The 17,923-nt window shown below is 70.1% G+C and carries 15 protein-coding genes; 8 read left to right on the top strand and 7 right to left on the bottom strand.

Annotation, left to right across the window (positions count from 1 at the left end; translation table 11 throughout):
- Positions 1–13: 13 nt before the first annotated feature.
- Positions 14–358: a hypothetical protein gene (locus ACZ60Q_RS20690; protein WP_469636406.1), complete on the bottom strand. Its 345-nt coding sequence runs from the start codon at positions 356–358 to the stop codon at positions 14–16.
- A gap of 616 nt (positions 359–974) precedes the next feature.
- Here ACZ60Q_RS20690 and ACZ60Q_RS20685 point away from each other — a divergent pair.
- From ACZ60Q_RS20685 to ACZ60Q_RS20675, 3 genes are read left to right on the top strand one after another with little or no spacing between them, the layout of a single operon-like run.
- Positions 975–3,098 carry a helix-turn-helix domain-containing protein gene (locus ACZ60Q_RS20685; RefSeq protein WP_469636404.1) on the top strand — a complete coding sequence of 708 codons (2,124 nt, stop codon included), beginning with the start codon at positions 975–977 and terminating at the stop codon, positions 3,096–3,098.
- Positions 3,095–4,087: a hypothetical protein gene (locus ACZ60Q_RS20680; protein ID WP_469636401.1), complete on the top strand. Its 993-nt coding sequence runs from the start codon at positions 3,095–3,097 to the stop codon at positions 4,085–4,087. The genes ACZ60Q_RS20685 and ACZ60Q_RS20680 overlap by 4 nt, the downstream gene beginning before the upstream one ends.
- A complete protein-coding gene (locus ACZ60Q_RS20675) occupies positions 4,084–4,986 on the top strand; it encodes a DUF6339 family protein (protein WP_469636398.1) in 903 nt (300 codons plus the stop codon). Before ACZ60Q_RS20680 ends, ACZ60Q_RS20675 begins: the two co-directional genes overlap by 4 nt.
- Here ACZ60Q_RS20675 and ACZ60Q_RS20670 read toward each other — a convergent pair.
- The 6 genes from ACZ60Q_RS20670 to ACZ60Q_RS20645 all read right to left on the bottom strand — a co-directional run bounded on the left by ACZ60Q_RS20670 (position 4,908) and on the right by ACZ60Q_RS20645 (position 13,460).
- A complete protein-coding gene (locus ACZ60Q_RS20670) occupies positions 4,908–6,221 on the bottom strand; it encodes a DNA cytosine methyltransferase (RefSeq protein ID WP_469636396.1) in 1,314 nt (437 codons plus the stop codon). The genes ACZ60Q_RS20675 and ACZ60Q_RS20670 overlap by 79 nt on opposite strands.
- A gap of 69 nt (positions 6,222–6,290) precedes the next feature.
- Complete coding sequence (locus ACZ60Q_RS20665; protein WP_469636393.1) at positions 6,291–7,244, bottom strand: DNA cytosine methyltransferase; 954 nt, start codon at positions 7,242–7,244, stop codon at positions 6,291–6,293.
- Positions 7,241–7,687 (bottom strand): very short patch repair endonuclease, encoded by a 447-nt coding sequence (locus tag ACZ60Q_RS20660; protein WP_469636390.1) that lies wholly within the window; start codon positions 7,685–7,687, stop codon positions 7,241–7,243. The genes ACZ60Q_RS20665 and ACZ60Q_RS20660 overlap by 4 nt, the downstream gene beginning before the upstream one ends.
- 13 nt (positions 7,688–7,700) lie before the next feature.
- Positions 7,701–10,661 carry a Z1 domain-containing protein gene (locus tag ACZ60Q_RS20655; RefSeq protein ID WP_469636387.1) on the bottom strand — a complete coding sequence of 987 codons (2,961 nt, stop codon included), beginning with the start codon at positions 10,659–10,661 and terminating at the stop codon, positions 7,701–7,703.
- Positions 10,662–10,710: 49 nt separating this feature from the next.
- A complete protein-coding gene (locus ACZ60Q_RS20650) occupies positions 10,711–12,240 on the bottom strand; it encodes an ATP-binding protein (RefSeq protein ID WP_469636385.1) in 1,530 nt (509 codons plus the stop codon).
- Between the two features lie 215 nt (positions 12,241–12,455).
- Entirely contained in the window at positions 12,456–13,460 is a 1,005-nt protein-coding gene (locus ACZ60Q_RS20645) for an SEC-C domain-containing protein (RefSeq protein WP_469636383.1), read from the bottom strand.
- A gap of 442 nt (positions 13,461–13,902) precedes the next feature.
- Between ACZ60Q_RS20645 and ACZ60Q_RS20640 the strand changes: the two genes are divergently transcribed.
- The 5 genes from ACZ60Q_RS20640 (at position 13,903) to ACZ60Q_RS20620 (ending at position 17,916) form a co-directional block, all read left to right on the top strand.
- Positions 13,903–14,667 (top strand): class E sortase, encoded by a 765-nt coding sequence (locus ACZ60Q_RS20640; RefSeq protein ID WP_469636380.1) that lies wholly within the window; start codon positions 13,903–13,905, stop codon positions 14,665–14,667.
- 28 nt (positions 14,668–14,695) lie between these two features.
- Entirely contained in the window at positions 14,696–14,917 is a 222-nt protein-coding gene (locus ACZ60Q_RS20635; RefSeq protein ID WP_469636377.1) for a DUF3311 domain-containing protein, read from the top strand.
- Positions 14,914–16,494, top strand: coding sequence for a sodium:solute symporter family protein (locus ACZ60Q_RS20630; protein ID WP_469636375.1), 1,581 nt, complete (start codon positions 14,914–14,916; stop codon positions 16,492–16,494). Before ACZ60Q_RS20635 ends, ACZ60Q_RS20630 begins: the two co-directional genes overlap by 4 nt.
- Before the next feature lie 90 nt (positions 16,495–16,584).
- The gene (locus tag ACZ60Q_RS20625; RefSeq protein ID WP_469636372.1) at positions 16,585–16,956 is read left to right on the top strand and encodes a DUF6412 domain-containing protein; all 372 of its coding nucleotides are present in this window, start codon (positions 16,585–16,587) and stop codon (positions 16,954–16,956) included.
- Positions 16,957–17,145: 189 nt separating this feature from the next.
- On the top strand, positions 17,146–17,916 hold the full coding sequence (locus tag ACZ60Q_RS20620) for a YidC/Oxa1 family membrane protein insertase (RefSeq protein WP_469636369.1): 771 nt from the start codon (positions 17,146–17,148) through the stop codon (positions 17,914–17,916).
- The last annotated feature ends 7 nt before the right edge of the window (positions 17,917–17,923 follow it).

Genomic DNA, 17,923 nt, shown 5'->3' with positions numbered 1-17,923 from the left:
ACGATGTGCCGGGTCAGTCGAGCTTGAAGATGATGACGACGAATCCCGGGCGCGCACGGTTCCGGCGGCGCTTGTTCCGGACGGAGCCCGCGTCCTTCGGCGGGCGGCTGGTCGTGCCGCGATTGCGGAGCAGAGGCGGCACGCGGCGCCGCGGCCCCGTACCCTTCGGCGGGCCGGATGCTTCCGGGGCGGAGGCATTGCGGGCCGCCGCCTTGTCACGCCGGAGGGCGTTGATGTACGAACGCGTCGTTCCGACGGCGTCGAGGAACTCGGACCGCAGGTGCGGGTCTTCGATGGAGTCGTACTGTTCGACGAGTCCGAACGGGCCGTCGTCCGGATCGGGCGGGTCGATGTTCATGGCGGTGCCCCCTGGGCTCTGAGGATGTGTACCGAGCGTGACGGAGAATGGCGCACGTGCAGAAGGGCGGGAGCGCCCGGGGTGACGGGTGCGATCGCGAGGAGGAAAGGTTTCTTCGGGAGCGGAGAAGTCGATGGCGGGTCGGAGCGAAAAGAACGTGAGCGATAAACGTTCCAGAAGCCAAGCGTATTCTTCCGGCCGTGGCAAGGGATTTGGTGATTCCCGGACAGGATTTCCTTTGTGGCCCTTGAAGGCGATTTATGGCATGCGAAAAAGGCCCCCGGAAAGGAAGGGGCCGGTCGCGCGGGGTGAAGCGTCCCCGCCCCGAAGCTACATGACCGAAAGGCCAGCCCGCAAGGCTTTGTCGCGAGCGATCCCTCTCCTCTTCGGGATGCTTGCGGGGGTGCGCATTTCGGATGCCCAAGAAGTAAGTAGGCGGGAAGGGTGATTCTGCCCAGACTTCCCCTTCGGGGCATCTCCGGACTTATTTTCAAGGGGTTGAAGATGTGAAGGAAGCCTCCGGAGGGAGGTGTCAAACGTCGTTGTCGGACGGATCGTCAGTGTCAAATGGTGGGTGTATCGTGCAGGTCATGGCGCACGCCGCAGCCGAGGAGTGATGAGGTTGGACACCGGGATGGACTTCGGACCCTGGCTGGCCCGCCAGCTGAAGCAGTCAGGCATGAGCCAGGCGGATCTCGCTCAGCGGGTCGGGATGACGCGAGCTGCTGTCTCCGCCTGGATCACGGGCCGCGCGACGCCTCGCGAGGAGACGGTTCACAAGATCGCCGAGGCGCTCGGCACGGACCTGGGCACGATCCACACCCGCACCGCCGACACCTTGGCCGGCCTGCCGATCTCCTGGTACCACCGTCCCGGACACGCCGACGGTGGGCGCGAGTTCGGGAACGCGGCGGCCTTCGCCTTCGAGGCCGACGTCGGCGTCCTGGCCCGGGAGGCGACCCAGAACAGCCTCGACGAACGGCTCGATCTCGCCCAACCGGTCCGGGTCCGTTACACCCTGCACGAACTGTCGGGCGAGGCTCTGGCCCGATTCCGGGACGAGATCCGCTGGGACGATCTGCTGCCCCACTACGAGGCGGCCGCGCAGCAGGACCAGAAGGTCGGGCGCATGATCGCGGGCGGCTTGAGCGACATGTACGAGCGGGACCGCTTGGTGCTTCTCCGTATCGACGACTACAACGCCTCCGGGCTGACGGGAGACGACTACGAAACCGGTCGTTTCGCCGCGGTCGTGCGTCGGCAACTCGACAGCCAGAAGTCGGTGAGCGGTGCCGGGGGGTCCTACGGCCTCGGGAAGGCGACGCTCTGGGCGACCAGCCGCCTCGGCCTGGTCCTCATGAACTCCACCCTGTCGGAGCCGCACGAAGGACGGACCGAGCGCCGGCTCGTCGGACGGCTCGACCTTCCCTGGCGGAGGGTGGACGGAAAGCCGTGGGCCGGCCCCGCCTGGTTCGGTCGACCCGACCCGGAGGCGGAGGACGTGAACGTGGCCCGCTCGTGGTGGGCGGACGAGGAGAGCGTCGAGCGCCTCCACCTCACCCGGGAGAGCGCCGAGCCCGGCACGTCCTTCCTCATCGTCGGCGCGCACGACGTGGCCAGCCTCGTCGAAGGGACGGACGCTGACACCGACGTCGAGGACGAGGACAGCGTGCACCGCATGCACCACCGCCTCAAGGACGCGCTCGGCCGGAACTTCTGGGCGGCCATGACCGGCGGCGGCAAACAGCGGCCCCTTCTGGAAGCATCGGTGAGGACGCTCCGCAACGGCGTGGAGATCATTCCCGAGACGCGTGTCGACCCCCGGGAAACCCAGCCCTCCCGGACACGCGCACTGCAGGCGTTCCTGGACGGCACGACCGTCGACAGGATGACGGAGACCGGGCAGGTGGCCATGACGACCGTGCCCCTGATGGTGCCCGCCCCCGCCGGTCGCGGAAACCCGGTGGAGCACCGGGCGGTCGTGCTGGTCACGGAGGCCGAGGACGGCGACGACGGAAAGCCGAACCGGGTGACGACCATGCGGGGCAACCGCATGACGGTCAAGATCGGTTGGGTGCCCGGTCTACCGGTGGGCACCAACCCGTTCCAGGCCGTCCTGCTCGCGGGCAGAGCGGCGGGGGACGACGCTCCCTTCGCGGACGAGGCCGAGGCCTTCCTGCGCGCCTCCGAACCGCCCGAGCACGACAAGTGGGGGCAGACGGAGGAGCTACGCATGCTGTATTCGCCCTCCGCGTACCGCCGGATCGGCGCACTCACGAACCAGGCGAACAAGGCCGTGCGCGAGTTGGTCGCCCTGCCCAGGAAGAGTCGCAAGGGTGGCCCGGAACGACTACGCAAGCGTCTGTCCGTGGGAGGGCGCAAGAGGTCTCGACCCACGCCCCCGGCAGGCCCGCCGACGCTGGTGGAGCTCGACGCCAGGATCGACGACAGCGGTGCGTGGTGCTTCACGGCCGAGATGAAGATCCCCGCCGGCGGCGATTCCTGGCGCCCCGCACCGGTGGCCAAGCTCGACGTGCGCTCCGGGCCCCGACCGGTTCTGGCCTGGTCGGAGCTGGTCGCCGTGCACAACTGCGAAGTCATCGACGGCACGATCCGCTTCGCCCCCGGCGCGCGCACCGCGACGTTCCGGGGAACCACCGACGTAACCACCCATCCCGTACGCGCCCAGTTCAGCGGCCTCGTCGTGGAACTCCGCACCGACAAGGGGGTCCAGGCATGAGGGCATACCCGTATCAGCGACTTCCCGGTGTCGTGTCACTCCGGGTCACCTCCGTCGAGCTGCGGGGCCCGGAAGACATCAGGGACCCCCTCGACACCAGCGCCTTCTCCGCAGTCGAGCAGGTCGTCGCGCCCGGCTCGACGGGACGGGACGACTGGGAGTGGCTCCGTATGAGGGTCTCCGCCACCGTGCCGGGCCGGGCGACCGTTCCCGACAGCCCGTGGACCGACCTGGCGGTCGTCGTCGTGCTGAGCGAAGGGGCCACCAACACACGGATTTGCACGGCCCTCGCCCCCGGTGCGGAGAACGGGCGGAAGTGGGAGGGACAGCTCGATCTGTGGCGTGCGGACCATCTGGACCGGCCGACGATGTCCGTCCACGTCGTCGCCACGGTGGACGGCGTGCCGGGACGCGAGATCGCCGCCTCGGCCAAGGACTGGATCATCGACCTGAAGGCCGAAGCCCCGCTGCGTGAAAGGGAACTGGAGGTCGTCGAGGTCGGATTCCGTGAGGGCCCGCAGTGGCTGCGTCGCTTCCAGGAGGTGCCTTGGGCCGTGGACACGTCCGGCGACCTTCCCGTCGTCCACATCAACAAGGATTTCGAGGGAGTCTCCGACCTCGTCGGTGGTAACGGCACCTCGGTCGACAACATGGTGCGGGATCTGCTCATCGCCCAGATGTGCACGGACGTGTGGACCGCCGTCTTCCACACCGCCATTGGCGACCTGGAGATCGAGGACGACGGCACACCCCTGTTCCCTCGCGACTGGAGAGGCGAGGTGCTGCGCGAGATGTTGCCCGACGTCGTGCCCGATCTCCCGGTCGAGGACGCGCTGGGGGAGGTTCATCGGCGACGGACCGGAACATCCGGTTGGACCGATCTCCAGCCGCGCATCCACTACGCCGCCACGCGCAGAGGTGACGTGCCGAAGGCGCTGAGCGCCACCATCCGCGGCCTGGACAGTATCCACAGGGGGACCGACGCATGACCGACAAGCCGAACCTCCTCCCGGAACGCCTGGCGTTGCTGGCGGACCTCAACGCGGCGCAGTACCTCACCGAAGGTCTGCTGTCGGGCAAGGAGGACGCCCAGGCCATAGCGCTCAACAAGGTCACCGAACCGCTGCCCCACGACAGCGAGAGCCGTGCGGAACTGGCCCCGGTGCGCGACCTGATCGACGACGCGATGTATCAGTTCCGGGACGACCGACCGACCAGCGCCGACGCCTGGTTGGCACCGCGCCTCCACGCGACGCTCAGGCTCACCCGGCGGGAGGCGGCCGACCGTCGGATCTGGAACTACCTGGCCCTGGGGGTGGCTCCGGACTACGTGGTCTGGCGCCACCTGGTGGCCAAATCGGAGGATGCTCCGCCGAAGGTCGCCTCCCGGCGGTTCCGAGGGCCGGCCTACACCCAGGCGTTCGCCCGACTGTGGTGGACCGCCGAGCTGTTCCGCGACGGTCCCGACTACGGACCGGTGGCGACCGTGTGCTCCAACCAGGACATGCTGAACACCGCCTTGCGGGTCGACGTGATCGACCACCGGCCGACGGCGCAGGCGACCGTTCGCCTGATGGAGCGCGGCACCGTGCGGACCGGCCGGGAGGTGAACGCACTGGTGGCGGCCATCAAGGCTTCCGCCGCGACGCTGATGTACGACATCATCGCGCCCGACGCCGAACGGGATGGCAGGCCCCTGCGGGAGTGGATCGAGGCGTCGGAGTCAGCTCCTGCCGTCCCGCGCAGGGAGCTGCCCGTCGGGCCGTACGAAGAGAAGACTCCGGAGCGTTCGGTCAACGTACTAGTCGATCACTTCGCGGAGCTCTTCGCCGAAGCGCCGGTGAGGGGACGCTCGGACGCGGACGAACGGGACGGCGCCGAGACCTGAGGAGGCGCCGACAGAGCGGCCGCCGGCACCGTTGCCTGAGGCGCTTCGTCCTGGGGACTCCACTTCTCCAACTGCTCGTACCACTCCTTCCGCGGAGGCTTGTTGAACAGCGCCATGCTCAGAATGTGCAGCGACAGCCTCGGCGGGATGGCGTTCCCGATCTGCTGGGCCACATCGGTGGAGCGCCAGGGGTACTCCGCGGGGAAGGACTGGAGCAGACCGGCTTCCCGCGGGGAAAGGCGCTCGAGTTCGTCCTCCGGCCTGAGCACGACCTCGCCCGCGCCGTCCTTCCGCAAGGTGTACAGGCGGTTGCGTCGTACCTTGCCGGTGACCGTCGGGGCGGGCTCCCCGGACTCCCGGCGACCCCGCTTCTTCGGGTCGCCGCCGGACCCGTAATTGGAGACCATGACGAACTCGGTCGTCCGCGTGCCGGCGAGCGCGTCTCCCATGGAGACCCAGGGCTTGATGTCGTCGAACAACGATGCCTTCTGATCGGCATCTCTGGGCGGAAACCGTACGGCGCCCTTCCGGTACCTCTGGTGCGTCGCCTCGGGAAAGAGGGGCTTGCGGCGCACGTTCGTCGGATCGTGCTGGGCGATCAGGACAGCCCTGCGTCGTGTCTGAGGGACCCCGAAATCTTCGGTGTGCAGCACGTGGGCATCGGCGGCGTAGCCGACGCCCCGAAGGAGTTCTGCGAAGTGCCTCCACACCGGAAGCACGGTCGGCACCTGCTCCAGCACGATCACCTTGTACGGCCGCTCGCGCTTGAGCTTCGCCTCCATGATCCAGCGCAGTGGTTGCAGCACGAACCCGGTCCGGTTGTCCGACATCGCGTCGGTCTCGTCCTTGACCTCTTTCCAGGCCACGTCGAACGAGGCCTCGTCCTCGTGACCCATCAACCGGGTGGCCAGCCTCTTCACGTCGTCGAGCGCCTGATGGCCCTCGCGGTTGCCTGCCACCGAGAATGACTGACAGGGCGGCCCGCCGGTGAGCACAGTGGCCTCGTAGACCGAGGGGTCGCACGGGCCGAGCTCGGCGACATCCTTCACGTCGGTGGTCAGGAGGCCGGCCGCCGCACGTGTGGCGCGGGTCGCGTCGTCCCACTCGACACCGATGCTCTCGACGCCCTCGTCCTTCATGATCGTGGCGGCGATGTCGAGGCCGCCGGGCCCTGCGAAGAGATCAACGATCCCGAATTCCACAGAGGGGAGCGAAGGGGGAGAGGGGTGGGTCATGGTGTGCAAGTGTAGCCGGCGATCAGACCGGGGAAGGCGCTTCCTCCGGTGCCCTCCCCGGCGCGCGGATCAGCCCTTCAGGGCGGTGGCAACGGCCCGCCCGAGCGCCGTTCCGACCGGCGGGGGAGAGGCGTGGCCGATCTGCCGGTAGCGGGCGGTCTTCTTTCCCGCGAACTGCCACTCCTGCGGAAACGCCTGCAGAATCGCCGCCTGCGCGTCCGTGAGCTTGATCAACTCGAACACGTCGTCGTTCGGGCCCGGAACCTCGTCGGCCACCGTTCCGCCGTTGACCCTCATCCGAGCCCATGCCTTCTTCGACCCCGTCGGCCCGAGGTCCGCACCTCCCCGCTTGTCCGAGCCGCCCACCAGTGTCGGAGCGACACTGATGGCCTGTGCCGCCCAGGCGTCGGCGCCGGGCCAACCGCGGGCGCCCACCGATCTGCGAAGCGCTCGACCCACCGGCAGATGCTCCGTGACCGTCGGAACCGGCGGTTCGAACGCGTCGAAGTACTGGTCCTTGAGCGCGACGAGCACCCCCTGCTTGCGATCCTGCGGCACGCCGAAGTCGGCGGCGTTCAGGACGAACCAACGGAAGCGGTAGCCCAGGTGCTCCAGTTCCTTCCGGATGAAATCGCGGATGCTCTCGAATTTCGGGGAGTCGACCAGCCCCGGAACGTTCTCGATCACCAGCGCGCGCGGTTGGATGGCATGGGCGAGGAGGACCGAGGCCTCCAGCAGCCGCTGTTCCTCCTCCGTCTCGACCCGCGCAACCGTCGCGTTGGACTTCACCCGGGGAAGTCCGGCCGACAGGAGATCCACGTCGTAGGTCTGCCGGTGTTCGGCCGGGTCGAAGTCCAGGAGATCCGCCTCCAGCACGTTCCATGTCGGTCGGTTCATCCGGAGCGTCTCGCAGGCGATCCGCTTCTTGTCCAACAGCAGGACGGGCTCGAAACCCGCCTTCTCGAACCCCAGGGCCAGTCCCCCGGCCCCCGCGCACACATCGACGAACCTCAGCTTGTTCATGGGCCCCCGTCCTCGTTCGTTCCACGCCGTCCGTCGACGGCCGCTGCCACCAGCTCGGCCGCCCCCTCCGGTGCCTCGTGCTCCCAGAATCGCAGCACCGTCCACCCCGCCGCAGCCAGATGGTCGGTCGTCTCGCGGTCCCTGGCCATGTTCCGGTCCAGCTTGTCCCGCCACCACTGGGCGTTCGACTTCGGTTGCGTTGCGTGAACGGGGCAGCCGTGCCAGAAGCAGCCGTCGATCATCACGGCGACCTTGGCCCGCGTGAAGGCGATGTCTATCGTGCGCCGGGGCATGTCCGGCACCCTGGCGTTCACCCGGAAGCGATAGCCCGCCGCGTGCAGCAGCTTCCGCACCGCGACTTCGGGCTCGGTGTCGCGGCTCGCTTGGCGGCTCATCCGGGCGGAGACGCCGGGGGACGAGGGTCGGGCCGTGTTCGCGCTCATCACCACCAGTCTCCTACGAACCGCCCGCACCGCGTTCGATGATCACGGAATCCTTCTTGGTCGAATCGATGGTCCGGAAGCGCACCAGGTTTCGCTGAGGGGCGGTCGGCGAACGGGGCGCGACCAAGCCGAAGGCCATGACGAGGCGCTCCGGGGCTATTGCTCCGGCAGGGGATACGGTCGGGGGCTTCTCTTCCACCACGGGATAGAGGACGACCACGCCGCGCCGCTTACGCGCCAACGATTCCGGGCTTCTGTCAACGGGCCGGCTTGCGGCGTCGTCCGCGCGTGCGATCCCTAGTGCGGCTTCACGATGCTTCGGCTCACTGATGGCGCCGAAGAGATCGCCACGTCGCCGAGCACGGTGGGCGAGAGAAAGGGGACGCGACCCCAGGAGGCTTGCCTCGACACGACGGGACGACGTCTGACGCGGGAGGATCACCAGCCAGTCGTCGATGCCCTCGGCGCGTTCACCGGCGGAGAGCAGGGACTCCAGATGGGGTGAGAACTGGGAGGGAACCGACCACCGCAGGTCGCAGAGGACCTGGAGCATCGCCTCGTGATCGAGAGTGCCGATCTGCGCCTCGAAACTGTCGCCGAGGCCGCCGGCGGGTACGTCGCGCGGCAAGGTGACGGCGTCGGTGCTGAGCAGGTCCAGCACCGGCCGCCACACCTCCGCGTTGTGGCGCAGGTCCGCCGGGGCGGTCGGGTAGGCCGTCGGTTCGACCCACTCGCCCGGGGAGCGGATCTCGACCAGCTCCGCGTTGAACATCTTGTTGCGGGCCGAGGGCTTCAGCCAGGACAGGTGCTGGGAGACCAGGGGCGGGATCTGGGCCGGGGTCACCTGCGGCTTGCCGTCGATCAGGGTGGCGTAGCGGGTGAGCTGGGCGCGGAACGTCTCCTCGTCGCGGCAGATCGCCTCGAAGGCCTCGTACAGGTCGACCGTCCCGGTCCTGCCCGCGGGTTCGGCACGGCCGATGTAGAGGCGTACCAGGTCGCGGTATCCGGGGCGGAAGCCGAACCAGCGGCCCATCTGCATCAGGGTGTCGGCCTGCTGGGTCCTGCGGCGGTAGTACGTCACCGTCAGGCCCTCGACCGTGAAGCCGCGGGAGAGCTTCGTACCGCCGACGAGGATCTTCCACACGTTGGGGGTCCGGTCGAAGTCCAGCTCGGGCTGGTCGTAGTCGCGTTCGGTGTCGCCGTTGACGACGAGGACCGGCGTCCCGCCCGAGTTGATCAGCTGGCGGGCGCGGGAGACGTGCGGCCTCAGTTCCTCGTACGAGGCGGGCGTGGGCAGTCCGTCGTCGGCGAAGGGCTGGAAGTCCGAGGTGAAGAGGGCCGCCAGGCGGGCGTGGCCCTCCTGGCCCGTGTAGGCGGCCTGGTGCCATATCGAGCTGATCCGCAGAGCCAGGGCGGTGTGCTCGGCCATGCGCACGGACTCGTGGACGAGCATCGTGTGGTGCCGGAAGTCGCCTTCCAGGGAAGGGTCTTGGGCCAGGCGGTACAGCTTCAGCGCGCCGGAGAGGACGAAGGCGTCGAGGGCCTCCGAGAGCCGGTCCCCGCGGGCGTCGTCGTAGATGCCGCGTACGTGTGCCCGCTCGGCGCTCCCGACGGCCGACTCGTCGGTACGGTCCAGGTCGTGGAAGTCCTGGACGCCCATGTAACCGGTCGGGCGCGGCAGGGAGATCAGGAAGTCGCGCGGGAAGATGTCGTGGCCGTCGCCCGGGTCGACGAAGACGTTGGCGAAGGGCGTCGCGGTGTAGCCGACGTACTGGGCGCGGGGGAGGAGTCCGAGGAGCTGGGAGATCTGGCCGTTGATCGCCGTACGGGTGACCTTGCCCTCCTCCCACTTCTTCGGGTCCGTCGTGTTGACGGACGCCTGGTCCGACTCGTCGTCGATGATCAGCGTGGGGATCTCGGAGAGCAGCGGGCCGCCGATCTTCTTGAGGTCCTTGATGAGCTTGCTCAGGACGGACTTGTTCTTCTTCACGACCATCACGCGGGCGGCGGCGCGGTGGAGGTTGTCCGGCACGTGCAGCGGCTGTGTGCGGACCTGCTTGTCGAATTCGAGGGCGCGGATCCCGGTGGCGAGGCTCTTGTAGTCGTCGTCCCGGGTGGTGAGACGCTCGATGTCGAAGGCGCCGAGCGCGGACGGGCGGCCGTGGTGGCTCACGAACTTCTCCGGCCAGTCCTCGTCGTCCTGGTAATCGACGCCGATCAGGGCTTCCGGGTCGTCGGGAACCGCGCCGCGCAGGATGTTCTCCTGGCCGATCAGCTCCATGTCCAGGCGGCGCTGGGTCTGCCCGCGCAGCAGGTTGAGCGTGCCGCCGAGGACGATGACAAGGCGGTAGCCCGCGTCGATGGCCTTGGCCGTGACGCCCGTGAAGTTGGCGGTCTTGCCGGACTGGACGTATCCGACGACCAGGCCCCGGGCTCCGTAGGCGTCGGGGCGCATCGGGTCCGCGAGCCGCTCGACCACGGCGTGGCTCGCCTCGTCGAGGCCTGCCACGGCGGCGTCCGACCAGCCTTTGCGGCGCAGGAGTTGCTCGTACCCCGTCCAGTAGAAGGACCGGACTGCGGCCGTGTCGCGGGAGTACCACGAGGTGGGCGTGGTGCTGATGATCGTGGGGCCGGGCTCCTTGAACACCGGGACCGCGTGGTCCAGCGCCTTGCGCAGGCCGGCGTCGAGGCCGAGGCGGTCGTACGCGGCCGTCCGCCGCTCGTCCGTACGGGGCGGGGCCGTCGACCAGTCCGCCTGCTCCGCCAGGTCCCAGGCGGTGAGCGTCCGGTGCCACAGCGCGGTCAGCTCGTCGCCCGCGCCCGCGCCCGTGACGCGGTCCCGGAAGCTGCCCTGTTCCGCGTCGACGGGCTCCTCGTCCTCGGCGAGGGCGAAGGCGAGCTTGGCGAAGTTCCTGGGCCCGCGGCGCATCGCGGCGAGGACGTCCCCGTGGAGCCGGAGCAGATGGTCGGTCATGTGGCGGATCCCTTCCTCGGCGGGGGCTGGGCGGCTCGGACGGAAACGCTCAGCGTGCGAGTTCGCAGCGCGCGGCCGTCACGAGGACGCTGTTCCACAGGGCGATGTTGTCGAGGTGGGTGGCCCGGACCCGTTCCTTCTGGAAGATCTCGTTGACCATGAGGTAGAGCATGCTCTTCACCACCGGGGCGTCGTTCAGACCGCCCCGGCGCCCGCCGTTGAAGACCTGGCGGTACTCCTTGTTGAGCTTCACCACCCGTTCCTCGCGGTCGAGTTCGAAGAACACGTCGGAGTGCAGGCTGTCCCAGCGGAACGTGATCGGGTCCTCGCCCTCCAACTCGGGCAGCTCGTCGCGCAACGTGCGCTTCAGCCGGGGGTCGAGGCCCTTGCCCGCGGGGAGAACCGCTTTGCGCTGGGGTTCGGTGGCGCGGCGGGCCGCTTCCCGGTAGGTCGCCTCCGCCTCCTTGACGTAGGACGCGAAGTCGTTCCCCGCGCTGTCCCGGGCCTGTTCCAGGCCGCGGGCGAAGGCCGGGGTGACGCTCACGCCGTCCTTCTTGACCGTGAGGCTGAAGACGTCGTTCGCCTCGGCCGGCAGGTCGATGACGATCCGGGAGAGGGCGAGGTGGCCCTCCGGGCTGCGCGTGCTGTTCCAGCCGCCCGCCTGGACGAGCCGGTCGTTGCGGTAGATGTAGAACCCCTGGCGCTCGGCGAGCGGGCCGATGCCCCGGAAGCTCACCAGCGGGGACTTCGGCTGCCAGATGTGGGCGGTCAGCGGGACCTCGCCGACACCCTCCACCGGGGCGGTGAAGGTGCGCGGATAGCCGGGCCGGCCGGAGACCCGGTAGCCGAACGGGTCGATCGGCTCGACGCCGCGGTGATCGAGCTCCTCCCGCGTCGTCACGTCCTCGACGACGATGTCGACGTTGAAGTCGTCGCGGGCCAGGAAGCGGTGGAGGTGGAGACCGAGGTGGGTCTCCAGCTTCTCGATGGCGTCGTTCAGGAAACGGTCGGCCTGGCCGGTGGTGATCGTCTCGAAGGCCCTGACCCGGTCCCAGCGGATGATCGTGCCGTGCCACTCGATCAGACCGTCGTAGCGGTCGACGAGCGCCTGGCAGTAGCGGGGGTCCACGATGTCGCACGTGAAGTCGGCCCGGGCGCTGGCGGTCAGCCAGCGGCGGCCGGTCGACGGACTGCGTCTGGTGCGGCTGATCACGGTGAGGGAGTCGGCGTGCGAGAGCGAGGCGGCCTTGAGGCCGGCCCCGAAGTGACCGAGTGCGCTGTCCCCGTATTCCTGGCGTCCGCCGACCGTCATGGCGGTGTCGAGCGCCTCGTCGTTCATGCCGGAGCCGTCGTCCACCACCAGCAGCCCCACGAGCCGTTGGTCGTCCCGGAGGAAGCTGATCACGACGTTACGGGCACCCGCGTCGATGGAGTTGTCGACGAGGTCGGCGATTGCCGCCTCGAAGCCGTATCCCTGGTGCGTCAGCGATTCGACGTAACGGGCCGCGGGCGGAAGGCGCTTGCTTCCCGCGGTCGGGATCTCGTACTGCCAGTCCGCGGAAGGCTGGTAGGGCGGCATGAAGACTTCCTCGCACACGTGGACGGGGCCCGTGTGGGGACGTCGGCCCTGAGCTGATTGTTGAAATGCGATCGTATGGGAAAGGCCGGACGGCCGGGAATCATCGCGCGAACTGCTTCGGCCGGTCAGCCGTCGGCCGGCCCTCGCGCGGCGCGGCCCGGAACCCCGCACCCGTCACGCGCGGGGTTCCGGGCCGGCAGTCGAAGTGCCGGGGCTCACGCCCCGTGGCACCCCCCGTAACCCTCCCCGCTGCCGCACCAGCAGGCGGCCGTGCGGGACGGGGGCCAGGGGAGGGCGCGGCCTCGGGCGGCGAGGGTGGTGGCGTACTGGGGGAGGAGGCCCGGGGCGGCCGGGGGCGCGGCCTCGGAGGCGGCGAACGCCTCGTACGAGGGGACCGTGCCCGTCACGATGCCCAGGTTCGGGGTGCCCGTCGCGTGGAGGTCCCGCAGCGCGGCCTCCAGGCGGTCCAGGTGGGTGGCGCGGTCCCCGTACTCCTCGGTCAACGCCGGGTACGCGGTGAGCAGTTCACGCAGTTCGTTCTCGGGCCAGTGCAGGACGGCGACCGGGAACGGGCGGGAGAGGGCCGTGCGGTAGGTGCCCAGCTCCGAGCGGAGGCGGGCGATCTCGGCCTTGAGCTCGACCGGGTCCGAGGAGCCCAGCGACCACAGGCGCTTGGGGTCGTGGAGTTCGTCCAGGGGGACCGGGGCGGTGTGCAGCTCGCCGGCGAGCTCGTCCCAGGCGTCGTGGTCCAGGCCCATCAGCCTGCGCACCCGGTGGCGGCCGGTCAGCAGGGACTGGACGGCGTACGGGACCTCTTCGCCGGGGGTCAGCAGCAGGGTCAGCGCGGTCGAGAGGAGGTCGTGCGCCGACTCCAGCTCATCGTGCGCCTCCAGGGTCTCCGCGGCCACCTGCCACGGTGCCGCGTCCAGCGGGCCCGCGGTACGGATGCCGTCGATGATCGCCCGGGCCTCGGCCACGTGACCGTACTCCCAGAGGTTGGCCGCCTTCAGGGACTTGATCAGGTGCGGGTTGTCGACGGTGGCCTCGGGGGCCCCGAGCAGCTCGTCGTAGAGCGTGCTCGCGCGGGCGCGGTCGCCCGCGAGTTCCAGGTGGGCCGCGGCCTGGAGGATCAGCGGTTCGCGGTCCTCGGGGTACTGCGCCGCGGTGCGGAGCAGGCGCTCGGCTTCGGTGGTGTGGTCGGCAGGCGTGTCGGGGCGCATGGACCACACGGTACTGCCGGACGGCGACGGCGTGGAGGAGAGGGAGGGGGACGGGATGGGGGAGAGGTCTGGAGAGTTGTGAGGTCTGCCCCTACTGTGCGCGCCATGCCCGGGCGGATGCGGAGGAGGGGGCGGATGCGGAGGGGGCGTGTCCAGTGCCGTGTCCGGTGCCGTGTCCGCTGTGCGGGACCTGCGCGCGGTGCCCGGGACCGTGTCCGCTCTGCGGGACCCGTAGCCGTGTGTGGGGCCATGCGCCGTGCGGGACCCGTACGGGCTGTGCGGGATCCGTCCGTCGTGCGCGGGACCGGCCGCCGTGCGGGACCGTGCGCGCCGAGGCGGAGAGGTGACGTCGATGCTGCGGGAGTGGGGTGCTGTGCGGAGTCGGGGATGGAGGCCGGGACGGGGGCGGGTGCGGAGGCGGGGGGTCCGGAGGCGGTCGGCCGTGCGAAGCCGCCGGGGTGGTGCGCCGCGTCTCCTCGCCCGGGGGCTGTGGGTGTCGGCCGAGCTCGTCGTGAGCCTCGGTGTCGTGCTGCTGCTCCTCGTCGCCCACCAGCTGTGGTGGACCAACCGCGAGGCGCGCGCAGACGCCGGGCGCACCGTGCGGAGCCTGGAGCGGGAGTGGGACGAGCCGACCGCCGTTGACGACGAGGTGAGGGAGAGGAGCGCCTTCCCTCCGGCCTCCGGCCGTGCGGCCGAGGCCGCCCCGGCGGCGCCCGATGCCCCTACCCCCTCCCGTACCGGCACCGCCCCCCGCTGGGACCAGGCGTACGCCGTGCTGCGCATCCCCCGGATCGGGCTCACCGCCCCCGTCGCCGAGGGCACCAGCAAGGGCGGGGTGCTCGACCGGGGGTACGTCGGGCACTACACCCGGACCGCGCAGGCCGGGCAGGCCGGGAACTTCGCGCTCGCCGGGCACCGCAACACCCACGGCGAGCCCTTCCGGCGCATCGACCGGCTGCGGAGCGGCGACCGGATCACCGTCGAGACCCGGGACGCCGTCTACACGTACACCGTCGGCAAACGGCTCGCGCGGACCGCGCCTTCGGACAGCGGGGTCATCGCGCCCGTGCCGCGCAGCAACATCACGACCTCCGTCGGCTACAGCGCGCCCGGCTACTACCTCACGCTGACCACCTGCACCCCCGAGTTCAGCTCCCGCCACCGGCTCATCGTCTGGGGGAAGCTCACCGCGATGCGCCCGCGGTGAGCGGCCGGAAGGGGCGTAGGGTCCCTGGGTGTTCGGAGTGATCAGACGACGCCCTCAACTGCTGTGGCTGCTCGTCCCCCATGTCCTGTACCTCGGTGCGCTGCCGTTCGCGAACCGGGTCACCCCCCTCGTGTTCGGCGTGCCCTTCCTCTTCGTGTGGCTCCTCGGGGCGACCCTCCTCACGCCGGTCGCCGTATGGCTCACCAGGCGGGCGGACCTCCGGGACCCGCGCCGGGGCGGTCGCGCGTGAACGCCCTCGTCGCCACCTCCGTCTTCGCCGCCTTCATGGTCGCCACCGTCGCCCTCGGCCTCCTCGCCCTGCGCGGTCGCGGCAAGGGCGGCGGGCTCGCCGAGTGGTCCGTGGGCGGGCGGAGTCTGGGCCCCGTCTTCATCTGGGTGCTGATGGCGGGCGAGGGCTACACCAGCTTCAGTTATCTGGGGGCCGCGGGCTGGGGCTACAACTACGGGGCGCCCGTGCTGTACGTCGTCGCGTACATGTCGTGCGGTTACGCGATCGGGTACGTCGTCGGGCCGATGCTCTGGGGGTACGCCCGCCGGCACGGCCTCGTCGGGATCACCGACATGGTCGCCCACCGCTTCGGCCGGCCCTGGCTCGGCGCGGTGGTCGCGGTGCTGGCCACCGTGTTCCTGCTGCCGTACATCCAGCTCCAGATCACCGGCATGGGGGTGGTCCTCTCCGTCATCTCCTATGGGGCCGTCAGCCTGAACTGGGCCTACTTCGCCGCCTTCGCCGTCACCACCGGCTTCGTCGTGGTCAGCGGGCTGCGCGGCAGCGCCTGGGTGTCCGTGCTGAAGGACGTCCTGGTCATCGCCACCCTGGGGTTCCTCGCGCTGTACGTCCCCCTGCACTACTTCGACGGGTACGGGCCCTTCCTCGACCGGCTCGTCACCGAGAAGAGCGACTGGCTGACCCTTCCGGGACACGGGGGCGGCGGGAGCGGGGACGGGGGCGGCAGCGGGCTCGGGGAGCTGTGGTTCATCAGCACCACGTTCCTGAACTCGCTGACCGTCGTCATCTTCCCTACCACCGTCGCCGGATACCTCGGGGCCAGGAACGCCGACGCGCTGCGCCGCAACGCCATGTACCTGCCCGCGTACAACGTCCTGCTCTTCGTCCCGATGCTGCTCGGCCTCGCCGCCCTGTTCGTGGTGCCGGGGCTGGCCGGAGCGGAGTCGAACCTCGCGCTGTTCAAGCTGGTCGTCGACTCGCTGCCCGCCTGGGCGGTCGGCGTCATCGGGGTCGCCGCGGGGCTCTCCTCCATCGTGCCCATGGCCGTGTTCATGCTGGTCATCGGGACGATGTGGGGGCGCAGCGTGCTGTCGCTCGTGCCGCGTCTCGCCGAGCGGCAGAAGTCCGCCGCCCAGGTCGTGGTGGTGCTCGCGGGCGGCCTCGCGCTGCTCCTCACGTACACCGCCCCCAACACCCTCGTACGCCTCTCCCTCATCTCGTACGAGGGGATGGCGCAGCTGCTCCCGATGGTGCTGCTCGCCCTGGTCTGGCGGCGGCTCACCTTCCGGGGGGCGTTCAGCGGGCTGATCGTCGGCGTCACGGTGGTCAGCGTCCTCGTCTTCAGCGGGAACGATCCGGTGGGGGGCGTGAACGCCGGGCTCGTCGCCCTCGCCGCCAATCTGGCCGTCGCGCTCGCCGTCACCTTCGCCGGGCCCCGCGACGCGGACCCGCGGCCCGACGCCGAGGTGCTGGCCGGTGATCCGGTCGGGGACGGGGACGGGGACGAGGACGGGGACGAGGACGAGTCCCGCACGGTCGCCCGAACCGCCCGGAGCGCATCCGATCATCGTGTATAACGAAAGAAGTGCCGTGCGCTTCGATGAATGAACGGTACGCACGAGCCGTTCGGCCAACGGTACGTATGAGGCGCACGACCAACGGTACGTATGAGGCGTACGACGAGGGAGGAACGGGAGGTGCACACCGTGGGGGACGCCAACGCTCTGCGTCGCGCCTTCGCCCGGCTGCTCCGGCCCGCCGGACTCCTCGTCCTCTTCCTCACCGAGGTCCTCCTCGCCGAGGGCGGCATCCTCTCCGCGGCCGTCGCGCTCGCCGCGACCGCGGCCGCCGGCTCCGCACTCCTCGCCTGCTCCGTCATCAGCGCCCGCTGCGCGCCCCCGGTGCCCCGCACCCGGGTCCGTACGGCCATCAGGGACCGGGAGAAGCGCACCGCGTTCCTCCCGCAACGCGACCCCGACGCCCGGGGCCGAACGCGGCCCCGAGCACCCGGGCGCGCCCTCCTGACGGCCGCCGCGTAGCGAACCCCCGCACCTCTCCCGCACGTCTTCTCGTACGCACCTCTCGCGTCTCTTCGCGTCTCTTCGCGACTCTCGCGTACGTGCGTCCCGTACGGGCGGTGCGCCCCGCGCCGGTCGTCATGCCGAGTGATCACCCCGTACCTCCTCGCAGGTACCCCCGGCACGACGAGACCCCCGGAGGGCTCACCCATGTCCGCCTTCATGTCCGCTTTCGCGAGCCTGGTCGGCTCCCTCGCCGACCTGCTCCAGCCCTTCTTCCAGACCGCGTCCACCGCCGCCGCGATCGTCCTGTTCACCGCGCTCGTCCGGCTGGCCGTCCACCCCCTGTCGCGGGCCGCCGCACGCGGACAGAAGGCCCGCAGCCGACTCCAGCCGCAGATCGCCGTACTCCGCGAGAAGCACGGCAGGAACCCGGAGCGGATGCAGAAGGCGATCATGGATCTGCACGCCGCCGAGAAGGTGTCGCCGCTCTCCGGCTGCCTGCCGAGCCTGCTCCAGATGCCGGCGTTCTTCCTGCTCTACCACCTGTTCTCCAGCAGTTCGATCGGCGGCGAGCCCAACGCGCTGCTCAGCCACGATCTGCTCGGCGCACCGCTCGGCGGGCGCTGGTACGACGCGCTCGCGCACGGCGGTGTGTTCGGCGGCCAGGGCTGGGTCTACCTGGGGCTCTTCGCGATCGTCGCGGCCGTCGCCACGTTCAGCTACGGACGCACCAAGCGACAGCTGGCCGCCAACCCGATGACGCCCCCCGCGGGCCCGGACGGACAGGCGGTGCCCGGCATGGGCGCGATGACGAAGCTCATGCCGCTGCTGTCCTTCTTCACCCTGATCACCGTGGCCGTCGTCCCGCTGGCCGCCGCTCTCTACGTCGTCACCACGACCACCTGGACCGCCGTCGAACGGGCCTGGCTGTACCGCGACATGCCGGCCGCCGGCGCCGCCATGGCCACGGCGGCGTAGTCGGCCG

Source organism: Streptomyces sp. NPDC104313 (assembly GCF_055583985.1).
The sequence above is the reverse complement of the archived record's forward strand: the minus strand, read 5'-3'. Positions and strand labels throughout refer to the sequence as shown.

What these genes read in the sequence shown, in the direction of transcription:
- ACZ60Q_RS20650 (WP_469636385.1), bottom strand. Translation starts at nt 12,240, where the DNA reads ATGCCGCCCTACCAGCCTTCCGCGGACTGGCAGTACGAGATCCCGACC.
- ACZ60Q_RS20625 (WP_469636372.1), top strand. Translation starts at nt 16,585, where the DNA reads ATGAGGCGTACGACGAGGGAGGAACGGGAGGTGCACACCGTGGGGGAC.
- ACZ60Q_RS20685 (WP_469636404.1), top strand. Translation starts at nt 975, where the DNA reads ATGAGGTTGGACACCGGGATGGACTTCGGACCCTGGCTGGCCCGCCAG.
- ACZ60Q_RS20665 (WP_469636393.1), bottom strand. Translation starts at nt 7,244, where the DNA reads ATGAACAAGCTGAGGTTCGTCGATGTGTGCGCGGGGGCCGGGGGACTG.
- ACZ60Q_RS20660 (WP_469636390.1), bottom strand. Translation starts at nt 7,687, where the DNA reads ATGAGCGCGAACACGGCCCGACCCTCGTCCCCCGGCGTCTCCGCCCGG.
- ACZ60Q_RS20670 (WP_469636396.1), bottom strand. Translation starts at nt 6,221, where the DNA reads ATGACCCACCCCTCTCCCCCTTCGCTCCCCTCTGTGGAATTCGGGATC.
- ACZ60Q_RS20680 (WP_469636401.1), top strand. Translation starts at nt 3,095, where the DNA reads ATGAGGGCATACCCGTATCAGCGACTTCCCGGTGTCGTGTCACTCCGG.
- ACZ60Q_RS20620 (WP_469636369.1), top strand. Translation starts at nt 17,146, where the DNA reads ATGTCCGCCTTCATGTCCGCTTTCGCGAGCCTGGTCGGCTCCCTCGCC.
- ACZ60Q_RS20645 (WP_469636383.1), bottom strand. Translation starts at nt 13,460, where the DNA reads ATGCGCCCCGACACGCCTGCCGACCACACCACCGAAGCCGAGCGCCTG.
- ACZ60Q_RS20690 (WP_469636406.1), bottom strand. Translation starts at nt 358, where the DNA reads ATGAACATCGACCCGCCCGATCCGGACGACGGCCCGTTCGGACTCGTC.
- ACZ60Q_RS20675 (WP_469636398.1), top strand. Translation starts at nt 4,084, where the DNA reads ATGACCGACAAGCCGAACCTCCTCCCGGAACGCCTGGCGTTGCTGGCG.
- ACZ60Q_RS20655 (WP_469636387.1), bottom strand. Translation starts at nt 10,661, where the DNA reads ATGACCGACCATCTGCTCCGGCTCCACGGGGACGTCCTCGCCGCGATG.